Source organism: Arthrobacter sp. D1-29 (assembly GCF_054130585.1).
Genome location: NZ_CP096383.1, coordinates 3,311,135 through 3,326,039 on the forward strand (window position 1 = coordinate 3,311,135; position 14,905 = coordinate 3,326,039).

The 14,905-nt window shown below is 64.5% G+C and carries 10 protein-coding genes; 2 read left to right on the top strand and 8 right to left on the bottom strand.

Annotation, left to right across the window (positions count from 1 at the left end):
* Nucleotides 1-26: 26 nt before the first annotated feature.
* From M1E17_RS14910 to M1E17_RS14945, 8 genes are all read right to left on the bottom strand, one after another.
* On the bottom strand, nt 27-782 hold the full coding sequence (locus M1E17_RS14910; RefSeq protein ID WP_457962768.1) for an ABC transporter ATP-binding protein: 756 nt from the start codon (nt 780-782) through the stop codon (nt 27-29).
* On the bottom strand, nt 779-3,574 hold the full coding sequence (locus M1E17_RS14915) for an ABC transporter permease (protein ID WP_457962769.1): 2,796 nt from the start codon (nt 3,572-3,574) through the stop codon (nt 779-781). Before M1E17_RS14915 ends, M1E17_RS14910 begins: the two co-directional genes overlap by 4 nt.
* A gap of 217 nt (nt 3,575-3,791) precedes the next feature.
* A complete protein-coding gene (gene serA, locus M1E17_RS14920; RefSeq protein ID WP_457962770.1) occupies nt 3,792-5,381 on the bottom strand; it encodes a phosphoglycerate dehydrogenase in 1,590 nt (529 codons plus the stop codon).
* 124 nt (nt 5,382-5,505) lie between these two features.
* Nucleotides 5,506-6,531, bottom strand: coding sequence for a ketol-acid reductoisomerase (gene ilvC, locus M1E17_RS14925; RefSeq protein WP_457962771.1), 1,026 nt, complete (start codon nt 6,529-6,531; stop codon nt 5,506-5,508).
* A 96-nt stretch (nt 6,532-6,627) separates the two neighbouring features.
* Entirely contained in the window at nt 6,628-7,140 is a 513-nt protein-coding gene (gene ilvN, locus M1E17_RS14930; RefSeq protein WP_056628144.1) for an acetolactate synthase small subunit, read from the bottom strand.
* A 2-nt stretch (nt 7,141-7,142) separates the two neighbouring features.
* Complete coding sequence (locus tag M1E17_RS14935) at nt 7,143-9,050, bottom strand: acetolactate synthase large subunit (protein WP_267275488.1); 1,908 nt, start codon at nt 9,048-9,050, stop codon at nt 7,143-7,145.
* Nucleotides 9,051-9,416: 366 nt separating this feature from the next.
* The gene (gene ilvD / locus M1E17_RS14940) at nt 9,417-11,138 is read right to left on the bottom strand and encodes a dihydroxy-acid dehydratase (protein WP_457962772.1); all 1,722 of its coding nucleotides are present in this window, start codon (nt 11,136-11,138) and stop codon (nt 9,417-9,419) included.
* Between the two features lie 142 nt (nt 11,139-11,280).
* Nucleotides 11,281-12,207 carry a LysR family transcriptional regulator gene (locus M1E17_RS14945; RefSeq protein ID WP_457962773.1) on the bottom strand — a complete coding sequence of 309 codons (927 nt, stop codon included), beginning with the start codon at nt 12,205-12,207 and terminating at the stop codon, nt 11,281-11,283.
* 219 nt (nt 12,208-12,426) lie between these two features.
* On the opposite strand from M1E17_RS14945, the gene M1E17_RS14950 reads away from it, so the two are divergent.
* Entirely contained in the window at nt 12,427-13,665 is a 1,239-nt protein-coding gene (locus M1E17_RS14950) for a sunset domain-containing protein (RefSeq protein ID WP_457962774.1), read from the top strand.
* A gap of 97 nt (nt 13,666-13,762) precedes the next feature.
* Entirely contained in the window at nt 13,763-14,791 is a 1,029-nt protein-coding gene (locus M1E17_RS14955) for a PQQ-dependent sugar dehydrogenase (protein WP_457962775.1), read from the top strand.
* The last annotated feature ends 114 nt before the right edge of the window (nt 14,792-14,905 follow it).

A 14,905-nucleotide genomic window follows, 5' to 3' on the forward strand; every position in this document is an offset into this window, starting at 1 on the left:
CGTTACCTTTGGTGCGGAGGGACGGGCTAGATGAGTTCAGTCAGCGTATCGCTAAGACGGACCAGTTCGTGGTCGTGGGAAGCGACCAGCACGGCGATCCCGTCGTTGGTGGTGTCCTTGAGGATGCTGATGATGCGGTTCGCTGAGGCCCGGTCCAGGCTTGCGGTTGGCTCATCCACCACCAGCACGCGGGTGCCCAGGATCAGCGCACGCGCAATGGCCACGCGCTGGCGTTCACCACCGGACAGCTGGGCGGGACGGTGGCGCATCCGGCGGCCCAGCCCCACAAGGTCGAGCAGGTCCTTTGCCATGTCCCGGCGCTGGTCCACTTCGCCGTCCGGGACGGCCGGCAGGAGCACGTTCTCAAGTGCGCTCATGCCGTCAATCAGGGCGCCGCCCTGGTCAACGTAGCCGATCAGGGCCCGACGGCGGTCAGCGATTTCGTCGTCGCCCATGCTTTCGAGGGAGTCGCCCTCCCAGAAGACACGGCCCGACGTCGGCAGTGTCAGTCCCGCGCCCACTGTCAGGATGCTGGTCTTGCCGGAACCGCTTCGGCCGGCAACGCAGTGCATCTCGCCGGCGTGCAGGGTGAGGTCAAAGCCCTCCACGACGCTGACTGCCTCGGCGCCGCCCTTGCCACCGCCGTAGCGGATGGTGACATCGCTGAGCTCCAGCGGTGTCCCGTGGTCTGCAGCCTTGACGATGGTATTGGCGCGCGTCTGGAGAGGGTCTCCACCGGAGTCGGCCCTGCGGCTCCGTTGAACGTTCGTCTGGTTTGTCATTGGACCACTTTCGTTGCAATCGGTATCCAGCAAATCACAGCCACAAGGCCGGCCACTCCGGCCCACAGTGCGGCGTACGGGGCCAGGAGCATTCCTATGCCCAGTGCGCCCAGGACTCCCAGCGGCAGGGCCACTGTTCCCACGAGCGCGTTCTCGAAGAAACGGACCTGGCGGAGCATGTCCGGGTTCCAGCCCATGGCCTCGAGGATGCCAAGGTACTGGCGTTTGGCGGTGAGCTCAAACCTGCCCGTCACCAGGGTCAGCACCAGGCCAACCGTCACTCCGGCCAGCGCCAGGAGGATGCTGGGCAAAGCGATGCTGGCTGCCGCCAGTCCGCTGAGTGCACTGGCCCCGGCCGCGCGGGGAATATCGATCAGCAGCGCAACCAGCCCGCCGACAGCTGCTCCAAACACTCCAACCGCCACCGCCAGTGACAGGGTGTTGAACTTGTTGGTGCTCAGCTGCCGGTTGGCGAACGTCAGCGGCGAGTCAACGGCGATCAGCCGTTCGTCGTGCTGCGGTTCCTGGTCCACCTCGTCACGGTGGCGCAGCTGCTGGGCAGCGAAGAACGCCGCTGCGGCATACAGGACCAGGACCGACGCCGAGACGATCACGGTCGCCAGGCTCCAGCTGAGCAGGCTCAGGGCAATTCCCGCCACTGCCAGCAGGGCAGCACCCACCGCGAACTCCTCAAGGACCCAGTTCCGGATCCGGCCCTGCGTCCAGCCCATGGCCCGGAGGGTGCCGGCTTCCTGCTTGCGTTTCCGGATGTAGCTGACAGTGGACGCCCCGGTGAGCAGTGCAGCCCCACACAGAGTCAGGAAGAGCAGTGTGACGTTGGTGCCGGTGAGGGATCCGGAGACGGCATCGGCGGCGTTTTGCCGGACCCATGACTGCTGGACTGTGCCCAGGTCGGATTCCTTGCCGGCGTCGTCCTTGGAGTAGCCGGGAACAAAGATGCTGGCGTCCTCACGGGCGGAACCGGCCACGACGGTGGCTTCCAAGCCCATGGCACGGATCTCGCCCGCCAGCTTTTCGACGTCCGGCTGGGCCTGCTTCCAGCTGCCGGGGGCCTTGGCGCGGACTCGTACGGCATCGATCACCGCAGCGTTGTCCTTGTAACCTCGGGCGGCGGCCAGGCCGTAGTAGTCGGTGATGGCGCCGGCGGACTGGCTGGCGAGCCCGGTCGCGCTCAGCGAGGGCTTGAGTTCGGTTTCGGTGACGGCCTTTCCTTCGGCGTCCTTGGTCAGCGTCAACGGGGTGGGGTCATAGCCGCCCAGGGGCAGCCTGTTGACGTCGCCGGCGGCCTTTTCGACGGCGGAAGGGTCAAACGTTCCGTAGACCATGGCAAGCGGTGCCGCGAGCTTCTCCCCTGTTGCCAGGTTTTCACGGTAGGAACGCTCATCTACGGGATCGCGCTGGGTCTGGTCCACCGAAGCACCGCTGGCACTCTTTTCGGGCAGCCGGTTGACGGTGACCCAGTCGCCGGGAACGGCTGACTTTTCAACTGCGCCGTTGCCGGCCGTGCTGCCATCCGTGTACTTCGGGGCAGACGCAAAGTCGGTGCTCCAGGCTGCAGGGGTGTACAGGCCCTGGTTGAAGTTTCCGGTGTTGCCCAGCAGGTCGGAGTGGTCCTTGGAGCCGGGCCAGGACAGTGCGAAGGGATCCTTGGAAACGAACGGCAGGTAGTCCTTGTCCAGGGAACGCGTCGCTGTGCCGACGTCCTTGACCACCTTGCCGGACGCGTCGATTTCCTCGATCTTGACGTTGTACTTCAGGTCAAGGGACGTGCCTGAACGCACAATCAGGGGAATGGCCTGGGAATCCGCGGTGAGCAGGCCGTTGCGTTTGGCCTGCTGGTACTGGGTCATCAGCGGTGCCCAGTGCTTGAGCTTGACGCCCAGGAAATCGGGACCGTCTGCCAGCTCCTGCATGCTGATGCCGTTGGTGAAGAGAGTTTCAAAGTGCCGTCCGATGGCGCCGGCGTTGCGGGCATCAGCCGGCGGCGCCTTTTCCAGCGGCGCCAGGAAGTCGCCAGCGGAGCCGAGCAGCGCACGTTCTGCCACGGGATCAACAGCGACCACCGACTCCGTCACCTCCGGTGACAGCGGCAGGGAGACTGAAAGGTTGAAGAGGTTGTGCTCCGAACCGCCGGCAGGCGCTGGGAACTTGATGCCGGTTTCCCCGGCCGGCGGGGCAATCCGGATGCTGCTGCCGCCGGCGGCCTTCTCCTCCACGAGCTTGCCTTTGCCCAGGGTGCCTTCGGCGGTGGACTTGAAGAGTGTCTGTTCAGAAACGCCGTCGGAGCTGACAGCGCTGGCTGTCAGCCGGTAGGTCTTGGGAGTGTCGCTCAGGACGGACTCCGCAGCCGGCCACTTGCTGGGCTCGGTGGCACCCGCGGCCTGGTCGGCTGTGGCAGTGCCTGCCAGTCCTGCGTTGTAGCCGAGGTAGTCCATGGCATCAAGCCGGGGCGCCTCGAGGTTCTGCGTCACACGGGAGACCAGGCTGATGGGAGCTGCCACTGACGTGCCGGTGAGGTCGCGGATGCCCTCCAGCTGGTCAAAACTGATTCCGCCGCCGCCGTTGGCGATTTCCGGCTGCATCAGCGCCCCGGATCCTGCCTTGGCCTGGACCAGGACGTCATAAAGTCCGCGTGAATTCTCATCCACGGTCCGGTTGAGCGCGGCCTGCGACTGGCCTTGGACGAGGACCGACAAGCACATGGCTGCGATCAAGATGGCCGCGGTCAGCAGCAGCACTTTGCTTCTGATGAACCTCTGGACGGCGTTCATTGGGCTCCCTGAAACCTGGATTGCGTGTGTGCACCCCCACGTCCGCCGGGCGGAGCTAAAGGATTACCTGCGGGGTGTGCAAAAGGTATTGGCCGGCCTGCCGGATGTGTGTCCTGAATCAGGACCCAGTCATTGTAAGCAGACCGGCCAATCATACGTGGCCGACGTTGATCCGCCGTTAAGATGCTGTCACGCGTTGCTCACGGTGGTGCGGTTCTTAGTCCTCGAGGTCCACTTCGCGGACCATCTCGGCGCCGATTCCCGCCTTGATGGCGTCCAGGACCTGCTGCGGAACGGAGCTGTCGATGGTGAGCAGCGCCAGTACCTGTCCGCCCTCAGCCTGCCGCGCCACCTGCATTCCGGCGATGTTGATGTTGTTCATGCCCAGGATGTGGCCGATGGTGCCGATCACTCCGGGTCGGTCGGCGTAGGCCACCACCACAAGGTGCTCGCTGATGGGGATCTCCACGTCATAGCCGTTGAGGCCCACCAGCTTCTCCACCTGCTTGGGCCCCGTCAGGGTGCCGGCCACTGAGATCTGGGAGCCGTCGCTCAAAGCACCCCGGATGGTCAGGACGTTGCGGTAGTCCTCGGCCTCCGGCGTCGTGATCAGGCGGACATTGATGCCGCGCTGTTCCGCGATGACGGGGGCGTTGACGTAGGAAACCTGCTCGGTGACAACGTCGGCGAAGATGCCCTTGAGGGCTGCCAGTTCCAGGACCTTGACGTCCAGGGCGGCGATCTCTCCGGCTACTTCAACATCGATCTGGGTCAGGGAGGCGTGCGTCAGGGCGGTGAAGATGCGGCCCAGCTTTTCGATCAGCGGGATGCCCGGCCTGACGTCGGGGGCGATCACGCCACCGGCGACGTTGACCGCGTCCGGAACCAGCTCGCCGGCCAGGGCCAGGCGTACGGACCTGGCCACCGAGACGCCTGCCTTTTCCTGGGCCTCATCGGTGGAGGCACCGAGGTGCGGGGTAACCACAACGTTGTCGAGGGCGAAGAACGGCAGGTCCGTGCTGGGCTCCTTGACAAAAACGTCCACCGCGGCACCGGCGATCTGCCGGTCCTGGAGGGCAGCGTAGAGGGCTTCCTCATCGATAAGGCCACCGCGGGCCACGTTGACCACGTAGGCGGTGGACTTCATCTTGGTGAATGCATCTGCCCCGAGCATGCCTACTGTCTCCGGCGTCTTGGGCATGTGGATGGTGACGAAGTCAGCCTGGCTCAGGAGTTCATCCAGGGTGACGAGCCTGACGCCGAGCTGCGCAGCGCGGGCCGACGTGATGTAGGGGTCGTACGCGAGGATCTCGGTTTCGAAACCCTGCAGGCGGGCGGCCACCAGGGCGCCGATCCGGCCCAGGCCGATGATGCCGACCTTCTTTTCGAAGAGTTCGATTCCGGTGTACTTGGAGCGCTTCCACTCACCGTTTTTCAGTGCCGCGCTGGCCTGCGGGATGTGGCGGGCCAGGCTGAGGATGTGCCCAACTGTGAGTTCCGCGGCAGAGACAATGTTCGACGTCGGGGCGTTGACCACCATGACCCCGGCCTGGGTGGCGGCCTTGATGTCCACGTTGTCCAGTCCCACGCCGGCACGGGCGATGACCTTGAGGTTCTTGGCCGCGGCAATGGCTTCGGCGTCCACCTGTGTGGCGGAGCGGACCAGGATGGCGTCGACGTCGGCGATCGCAGACAGCAGCTGGGAACGGTCGGCGCCGTCGGTCTGGCGGATTTCAAAGTCCGGGCCGAGGGCCTCGACGGTGGCGGGCGAAAGTTCTTCGGCGAGCAGTACTACGGGTTTTGACACGGCTGATCCTCTGCGTTGCAGTCCTGGGGGATATAACAAGTCTAGGCCGACGGAAAGGCCGGGCCCACATTGTGAAGTGTGAACCCGGCCTTGTCCGGTGCCGGGGCTATGCGAAAAGCATGGCCTAGCGGGCTACGGAGCCCTCGGTGTAGTCGTCGCTGGTCTTGATCCAGGAGAAGAGCTTGCGCAGTTCACGGCCGGTGGCCTCGATGGGGTGGTCCTCACCCTTCTTGCGCAGCTCGGCGAACTCCGGAGCTCCGGCATCCTGGTCGTCGATGAAGCGCTTGGCGAAGGCACCGCTCTGGATGTCCGCGAGGACAGCCTTCATGTTTTCCTTCACCTCGGGGGTGATGACGCGCGGGCCGGAGACGTAGTCGCCATATTCGGCGGTGTCGGAGACGCTCCAGCGCTGCTTGGCGATGCCGCCCTCGACCATCAGGTCAACGATGAGCTTGAGCTCGTGGAGGACCTCGAAGTAGGCGACCTCCGGCTTGTAGCCGGCCTCGGTGAGGGTTTCGAAGCCGTACTGGATGAGCTGCGAGGCGCCGCCGCAAAGGACAGCCTGCTCGCCGAACAGGTCCGTTTCGGTCTCTTCGGTGAAGGTGGTCTCGATGACGCCCGCACGGGTGCCGCCGATAGCCTTGGCGTAGGACAGTGCCAGTTCCTTGGCCTTGCCCGAAGCGTTCTGCTCCACGGCAATCAGGTCGGGAACGCCGCGGCCGGCCTCGAATTCGCGGCGCACGATGTGGCCCGGGCCCTTCGGTGCAACCAGGGCGACGTCAACGTCAGCCGGCGGCTTGATGTAGCCATAGCGGATGTTGAAGCCGTGGCCGAAGAACAGGGCGTCGCCGGCCTGCAGGTTGGGGGCGATGTCTTCGGCGTACACGTGGCGCTGAACCTGGTCCGGGGTGAGGACCATGATGAGGTCGGCCTCGGCAACGGCGTCGGCAACGTTCAGGACCCGCAGGCCCTCGGCCTCGGCCTTGGCGCGGGACTTGGAGCCTTCCTTCAGGCCAACGCGGACGTCGACGCCGGAATCGCGCAGGCTGAGGGCGTGCGCGTGGCCCTGGGATCCGTAACCGATGACGGCAACGGTGCGGCCCTGGATGATCGACAGGTCGGCGTCGTCGTCGTAGAACATTTCAGTCACTTTGGGTGTCTCCTTTTGAGTGGATTCTCTGGTGTAAATAGTCTTGCTGCTGTACTGCACGGGCTTTTGGCTCGTAGAACTGCCCTGGGCTGTGTCCTACGCGGAGCGCAATGCCCTGTCACTCATGGAGCGGGATCCCCGTCCAACGGCCAAGGTGCCGGACTGCACAATTTCGCGGATGCCGAAGGGCTCGAGCACTGAGAGCAGCGCCGTGAGCTTTTCGGGGTGGCCTGTTGCTTCAATGACTACGGAGTCTGTGGAGACGTCAACCACTGAAGCACGGAACAGGTCTGCAGCCTGGGTCACCTGCAGACGAGTTGCGGCATCCGCACGTACCTTGACCAGGATGTGGTCTCGCTGTACGGAAGATTCGGAGGTCAGCTCAACGATCTTGATCACGTTGACCAGTTTGTTGAGCTGCTTGGTGATCTGTTCAATCAGGTCACCATCGGCGTCGACGACGACGGTCATCCGGGACATGCCCGGAACTTCCGTCGGTCCAACGGCCAGGGAGTTGATGTTAAAGGCACGGCGGGCGAAAAGGCTCGCAACGCGGGTCAGTACACCGGGTTTGTCTTCGACCAGAACGGACAGTGTGTGGCGGCTCATGATCAGTCCTCCTCTTCCCATTCCGGGGTCATGTTGCGGGCGACCTGGATTTGGTCGTTGCTTACTCCGGCGGGCACCATCGGCCACACCATGGAGTTGGGGCTCACCACAAAATCGATGACCACGGGTCGGTCGTTGATCTCGAGTGCCTTCTGGATGGTGGCGTCGATGTCCTCGTCGCGTTCGCAGCGGAAGGAAGCGCAGCCGTAGGCGTCAGCCAGCTTGACGAAGTCCGGGATGCGGACGGTGTCGTGCCCTGTGTTCAGGTCGGTGTTGGAGTAGCGGCCTTCATAGAAGAGCGTCTGCCACTGTCGGACCATGCCCAGGGACGAGTTGTTGATGATGGCGACCTTGATCGGGATCTTGTTGATCGCGCACGTGGCAAGTTCCTGGTTGGTCATCTGGAAGCAGCCGTCACCGTCGATTGCCCACACCACCCGGTCCGGGTCCCCCACCTTGGCACCCATGGCGGCCGGAACGGCATAGCCCATGGTGCCGGCCCCGCCGGAGTTGAGCCACGCGTGCGGACGCTCGTACTTGATGAACTGGGCAGCCCACATCTGGTGCTGGCCAACGCCGGCAACGTAGATGCCCTCGGGCCCGGTCAGGGCTCCGATCCGCTCGATGACCCGCTGCGGGGCGCTCAGTCCGTCGTCCGGTTCCGTCCAGCCCAGCGGATAGGTTTCCTTGAGGTTGTTCAGGAAAGCCCACCAGGTGGTGAGGTCGGGGACGCCTGACGTGTCGAACTGGGTGCGGACAGCTTCCGTGAGTTCGGGGATGATTTCCTTGACCGAGCCCACAATGGGCACGTCCGCCGTACGGTTCTTGGAGATCTCCGCCGGATCGATATCGGCATGGATCACCTTGGCGTTCGGAGCGAAGGTCTTCAGGATGCCTGTCACGCGGTCGTCAAAGCGGGCGCCCAAGGTGATGAGGAGGTCGGACTGCTGCAGGGCGGTCACGGCGGACACGGTGCCGTGCATGCCCGGCATGCCCACGTGCTGCGGGTGGGAGTCGGGGAACACGCCCCGGGCCATCAGGGTGGTGACCACCGGCGCTCCGGTCAGTTCGGCCAGTTCACGCAGCTCCGCTGAAGCGTGCGCCTTGACCACGCCGCCGCCCACGTACAGGACAGGCTTGGTGGCCGCCGCGATCAGCTTTGCCGCTTCACGGACCTGCTTGTTGTGGCCGCGGGTGACGGGACGGTAGCCCGGCAGATCCACCTTAGGGGGCCAGGAGAACGTCATCTGTCCCTGCTGGGCGTCCTTGGCAACGTCCACCAGTACCGGGCCAGGCCGGCCGCTGGAAGCCAGGTGGAAGGCCTCGGCCATCACATGCGGGATGTCGTTGGGGTTGGTCACCAGGAAGGAATGCTTCGTGATCGGCATGGTGATGCCGACGATGTCCGCTTCCTGGAAGGCGTCAGTGCCAATGACGCCACTGGACACCTGGCCGGTGATGGCCACGAGCGGCACGGAGTCCATGTGGGCGTCCATGATGGCGGTAACGAGGTTGGTGGCACCGGGACCGGAGGTGGCAATGCACACACCTACCCTCCCCGTGACCATGGCGTAGCCTTGCGCGGCGTGGCCGGCTCCCTGTTCGTGACGGACCAGAACGTGATTCATACTGGAGGCCATCAAGGGGTCGTAGGTAGGCAGGATCGCGCCACCGGGCAAACCAAAAATATCGTCGACGCCGAGTTCTTCGAGCGAGCGGACAATAGCTTCTGAGCCGGTCATCACCGTTGGGGGTACAACGTTGTTCGGCCCAAGGACAGGAGAGACTGCAGCAAGGTCGGTGACGACAGCGACGGCGTCAGCCGATCGGTCGGCACGTTCCGGAGCCTTGTGGGCTCCAGCGGACTTAGTAGCCATCAGCGAGGGGCTGATCGGCGATCCTTTGCTCATCGGACTCTTCCTTGTGGATCATCTTTATTCTTGGAAACTGCGGGAAATAAAAAAACCCCTCAGCCTGGCGGCTCTTCGAGGGGTTTGCGCGTGACGGTTCGTTACCAGTCGGGCTATTGAGCCACGCGCCTGGTAAGGACGACTACTGCATCTGCAGCAGTGAAGCCGGTAACGAACGAGATCATGCGTTCAGTTTTCCCTCTGGCGGGATACGTGTCAATGTGACCTTACCGCATCTCACCATGTGGACTACATTGTCCACGTGCTGGCGCCGTCCCCCAACTGGGTCGCGCTAACTGTCGTTTTGAACGGTTATAACGACAGTTAGCGCTACCTGGTTGGGCTTGGCCGCCGCATACGTGCTTGCTACCCGCAGTATGCGCCGGTGGAGGCGCTGTGCACCAGCTTGGCATACTTGGCCAGGACGCCCTTGGTGTACCTGGCCGGCAGCGGCTCCCAGCCGACGCGCCGGGATACCAGTTCCGCCTCATCAACGAGGAGGTCGAAGCTGCGGGCCGCGATGTCAACGCGGATCCGGTCCCCGTCCTCGACGAAGGCGATGGGGCCGCCGTCGACGGCTTCCGGGGCGACGTGGCCGATGCACAGGCCGGTAGTGCCGCCGGAGAACCGGCCGTCGGTAAGGAGCAGGACGTCCTTGCCCAGCCCCGCGCCCTTAATGGCACCCGTGATGGCGAGCATTTCGCGCATGCCCGGGCCGCCCTTGGGGCCTTCATAGCGGATGACCACAACGTCACCCTTCTGGATGTCGCCCTTGTCCAGCGCATCCAGCGCGCCCTGCTCGCGCTCGAACACCCGCGCCCTGCCTTCGAAGACGTCGGCGTCAAAGCCTGCGCTCTTCACAACCGCACCTTCAGGTGCCATGGTGCCGTGCAGGATGGTGATGCCGCCGGTCTTGTGGATCGGGTTGTCCAGTGCACGCAGGATCTTGCCGTCCAGGTCCGGCGGGTTGATCGCTTCGAGGTTTTCGGCGACGGTTTTGCCGGTGACGGTGAGGCAGTCTCCGTGCAGCAGGCCGGCGTCGAGCAGTGCACGCATGATGACCGGCACGCCGCCGATCTTGTCGACGTCGGTCATGACGTAGCGCCCGAACGGCTTCAGGTCACCCAGGTGCGGGATCTTGTCGCCGATGCGGTTGAAGTCCTCCAGGCTCAGCTCCACCTCGGCCTCGCGGGCGATGGCCAGCAGGTGCAGGACGGCGTTGGTGGAGCCGCCGAAGGCCATGGTCACGGCGATGGCGTTTTCGAAGGCCTTCTTGGTCATGATGTCCCGCGCGGTGATGCCCAGGCGGAGCAGGTTCACCACAGCCTCGCCGGACTTACGCGCGAATTCATCACGACGGCGGTCTGCCGAGGGCGGCGCGGCGGAGCCGGGAAGGGACATGCCCAGGGCTTCGCCGATGCAGGCCATGGTGTTGGCCGTGTACATGCCGCCACAGGCACCCTCGCCCGGACAGATGGCCTTTTCGATGCGCTCCAGGTCGCCCAGGCTCATCTTGCCCGCAGCGCAGGCGCCCACGGCCTCGAAGGCGTCGATGAGCGTGACTTCCTTCTCGGAGCCGTCCTCCAGCTTGACCCAGCCCGGCATGATGGAGCCGGCGTAAAGGAAGACGCTGGCCAGGTCCAGGCGGGCCGCCGCCATCAGCATGCCCGGCAGGGACTTGTCGCAGCCGGCCAGAAGCACCGAGCCGTCGATCCGCTCAGCCTGCATCACGGTTTCCACTGAGTCGGCGATGACCTCGCGGGACACCAGGGAGAAGTGCATGCCCTCATGGCCCATGGAGATGCCGTCGGAAACGGAGATGGTGCCAAACTGCATGGGGAACCCGCCGCCGGCGTGGACGCCTTCCTTGGCGCCCTGGGCCAACCGGTTCAGGGAAAGGTTGCAAGGAGTAATTTCGTTCCAGGAACTCGCGACGCCGATCTGCGGCTTGGCAAAGTCATCGTCACCCATGCCCACGGCGCGGAACATGCCACGCGCGGGCGCTGCGTGGATTCCGTCGGTAACCACACGGCTGCGGGGCTTGATATCTGGCTTGTTCTGGGTCGCGATCTGGGTGTCCTCACTCATGGATCAAAGTCTATGGCTCGAATCAGGGGGCCAACGACACGGGACGGTCCGTTAAGCTGAAATCCGGGAATATTTCGATCATATGGTGGACGCTCGTCTCATATATTGAGATGACAAAGCAGGCGCGACGCTTGGTCGCGTGTCAGGAATCACCCGGGGCAGCGCCGTCGGCCACTGATGCCGCTTCAAGCTTGAGCATTTCCAGCACCTCCCGGACAGTGGTCCTGGCAGCAACGTCGGGGCGGGCAAGCGCCACGATGGTGCGCCTGGCGGGGACGCCCACCAACGGACGGAGCACAAAGCCCCTGCCCTGATTGGCTGCGGAGGTGTACCTCGGCAGGAGCGAGAGCCCATGGCCTGCGCTGACGAGGGCTTCAAGAACCCTGAGGTCCGGGAACAGCTGGGCCCTGACAACGGTTGAGCCTGCCTGTTTTTCGATCTGGCGAAGAACAGCGTCGAACGGGAAGCCGTCCGGGACACCCATCCAGGGGTAACCCACCACGTCCCGGGCCGTCACCCGCGGCCTGCCCGCCAATGGATGGCCGGCCTGCATGGCAACGTCTAGCGGTTCATTGAGCAGCGGAACAACCACCAGCCCATGCCTGGAAAAGACCTCTGGCCCGTCCACGCTGTGGGCCAGGACAATGTCGTAGTCCGCTGCCAAGCCGGCAAAACCGGCAACTCCGGGATCCTCAAAATGGGCCTCAAAGTGCATCCCCTCGATGGCCTTCACCCGGTGCAGGAGGCCGGGAAGGAACATTTCAGCAGCACTGGGGAAAAAGGCTGCCCTGATGTGGGCCTGCCAGCCCTGCCTGTAGGTGTCGATGGTGGCTTCGGCCCTGGCCATGGCGGTGGAGACGTCTGCGGCCGCGGTTGCCATCGCCTGGCCGGCCTCGGTCAGCCGTACTCCCCTGCCGGACTTTTCCATCAGGACCACGCCGAGTTCGTCCTGCAGGGTCCTGAGTTGTTGCGACACGGCGGACGGGGTGACATGCATGGCTTCCGCTGTGGCGCCCACCGAACCCCGGTCGGCAAGTTCACGCAGGATCCGGAGCCGTTTAAAGTCCATGGAGTGAGGCTACGCCACGGCAGCTATGTTCCCTTGATGCTTGGAACAGATGACCACGGGAGCGGGCCGTCGACGGAATGGCGGAAGTCACCGTTATCCAGGCGTCGCTCCAGCCTGACCTGCGGATACAGGAACAGGACACAAACCTAGACAGTCCCGTCCGGCCCGACGTACCGTCGGGGAACGGCAACCTTGCCATCCGGACCGAAGGGCTCTGCTATGGATTTTGTCTTCTGGATTATTCTCATTGTGCTGATCGTCGGTGTTGTCTGGTGGCTGCTGAACCGCAGCAGTTCCGCGAATACCAGTGACGCCGGGAGCCGTGCCGGAGGAATGCGGACCGACGGCGCCCTTGAGGGCGGCAGCGCCGCGGCCTCCGCCGACGCTGCAGCCACCACCGGAATCGCCGGCGCAGCCGGTTTTGGCCGGCCTGCGGAACCCACTCCCCCGACGACGGCGGATGAGGCGCCTGAACTGTCCACGTCCCCCGGTTGGAGCATGCGGGACGCGGAGCCCGTCCCGCATGCTCCAACCGGGGGACCCGCCGACTCCCCTTCCCACAGCCCGACAGTCCGCGGCAACGAGGAGACCGACGGCGGCAACGAGGAGATCGACGGCGGCACGCGCACCACCGGCGCCACCCCTGACGCTGAAGGTGAAACCTGGGCTGAAGCAGAAACCGGCAGCCCCGCCCAGGAGACCGGTCCCGGACTGGAGGATGCGCGCGTCGAGGAGGATGCGGGCCTCGAGGAAGATGCGCGGCTCCAGGAGGAGGCACGCCGGCAGGCTGAGAAACGCCGGGAGGAAGATGCTGCCGAGTGGGAGACCCAGTGGTCCGAGGCCAGCGGATCCACCGCAGTGCCGCGGACAGAGGCTCCGCAGGGAGATCTGTCCCCGGGAAGCGATGGAGAACCGTCAGGCGCCGCAGCCCCCGTCCATAACCCGGAATACACGGGCCCGCATTCCCCCACCCTTCCGGGTGCTGAAACTGCAGCCCTCGAGGATGCCGACGCCGGTGCCATGCCGGCTGAAAAGGCAGGCGCCGGCGTCGAAGGGCGCCGTGGCGAGGACACCGCCACGGCAGGGAGCATGGCACAACCGGAGGTGCCGGACAACGCAGCCGCGACGGAGACACTGGACCGGACGCAGTCCTCTGCAGCTGTTGAAACCTCAGCAAGCCACACAGCAGAACCGCCGGAGGCCGACGCCGAACGTGCACCAGGTTCTGAGCCTTCCAGCCATCTGGACGCGGAGGAGCCGTACGGCCAGGGTTCGGCATCACCGGCCCCCGACGGCAGTGGTCCAGCGGACTACACGGTCAAAGGGGACGCCGCGACCATGACCTACTACGAGGAGGGGCATCCGGACTATGAGCAAACCCGGGCCGGAGTCTGGTTCGAATCGCCGGCACATGCCGAGGCCGCCGGCTTCCGGGCTCCGCGGAGGAAACGGCTTTAGTTCATCCGCTTCGTCTTCCCACCCGCTTGCCGTAACCGCCGCGGCGGCTCTGAGCCTGGCCCTGCTGCTGTCCGGCTGCACTGGTGAAGGCGATGGAATGCCCACCGGCAGCACCAGTACCAGCACAGGGACAGGCACCAGCACCAGCACAGGCGCAGGCACTCAGTCAGCACCGCGGATAGTTGAACAACTGGACCTCCAACTTGAGATCCCGTGGGCTGCGGTCTTTTTACCAAACGGAACAGCGGTCATTTCGGAGCGGGACTCAGCCCTACTGAAGGCTGTCCGTGAAGGCAGCGCGACCAGCATCGGGCAGGTCCCTGGCGTGGTGCCGGGCGGCGAGGGCGGCCTCCTGGGGCTCGCGGTGTCGCCCGCGTTCGCCACGGACAATTACCTTTACGTATATTTCACCGCCGACCAGGACAACCGGATTGCCCGCGTGGACCTCCGGGAAGAGACCGACGGAACCCTGGCGCTGGGCGAAACGGAGGTCATCTTTACCGGGATCCCCAAGGCCTCCACCCACAACGGTGGCAGGATCAGGTTTGGCCCCGATGGTTTCCTGTACGTGGGGACGGGTGACTCGCAGCGGCGGAATCAACCCCAGGACTCCAACGCCCTGGGCGGCAAGATCCTGAGGTTGACGCCCGACGGGGACCCCGCCCCCGGAAACCCGTTCGGCAACGCCGTCTACAGCCTGGGGCACCGGAACGTTCAGGGCTTGGCATGGGACAGTGCAGGGCGGTTCTGGGCCAGTGAATTTGGGCCGGACGTCAATGATGAACTCAACCTGATCCAGCCAGGTGGCAACTATGGATGGCCGGCGGTGACCGGCGCGCCGGGCAGGGAAGGCTTCATCGACGCAAAAGTTGTGTGGCCCTCCACGTCGGATTCCTCCCCCAGTGGCCTTGAGATTGTTGGTTCAACTGCCTACCTCGGGGCACTCCGGGGCCAGCGGCTCTGGACGGTTCCCCTGGACGGCGAGGACGCCGGCACACCTGTGGCCTACTTCACGCGCGAATATGGGCGGATCAGGGACGTCGTAAGGTCGCCGGAGGGTGGATTTTGGCTCCTGAGCAACAACCAAAACCCTGATTTTGTGCTGGTTGTGGCTCCTCCCGGGTGAACACCCCGAAGGAGCATCGGTTCGATTTCACTTGGACTGAAAGTTCGTGTAGAGTTTCATGTCGTTGCGGAGATCAACGGGGAAAGAAAAAGCCCCGGGAGATCGAAACAAAAG

Bases quoted from the DNA above. Each gene is read 5' to 3' on its own strand.
- M1E17_RS14910 (WP_457962768.1), bottom strand. From the start codon at position 782: ATGACAAACCAGACGAACGTTCAACGGAGCCGCAGGGCCGACTCCGGT.
- M1E17_RS14915 (WP_457962769.1), bottom strand. From the start codon at position 3,574: ATGAACGCCGTCCAGAGGTTCATCAGAAGCAAAGTGCTGCTGCTGACC.
- ilvN (WP_056628144.1), bottom strand. From the start codon at position 7,140: ATGAGCCGCCACACACTGTCCGTTCTGGTCGAAGACAAACCCGGTGTA.
- M1E17_RS14935 (WP_267275488.1), bottom strand. From the start codon at position 9,050: ATGAGCAAAGGATCGCCGATCAGCCCCTCGCTGATGGCTACTAAGTCC.
- ilvD (WP_457962772.1), bottom strand. From the start codon at position 11,138: ATGAGTGAGGACACCCAGATCGCGACCCAGAACAAGCCAGATATCAAG.
- M1E17_RS14945 (WP_457962773.1), bottom strand. From the start codon at position 12,207: ATGGACTTTAAACGGCTCCGGATCCTGCGTGAACTTGCCGACCGGGGT.
- M1E17_RS14950 (WP_457962774.1), top strand. From the start codon at position 12,427: ATGGATTTTGTCTTCTGGATTATTCTCATTGTGCTGATCGTCGGTGTT.
- M1E17_RS14955 (WP_457962775.1), top strand. From the start codon at position 13,763: ATGCCCACCGGCAGCACCAGTACCAGCACAGGGACAGGCACCAGCACC.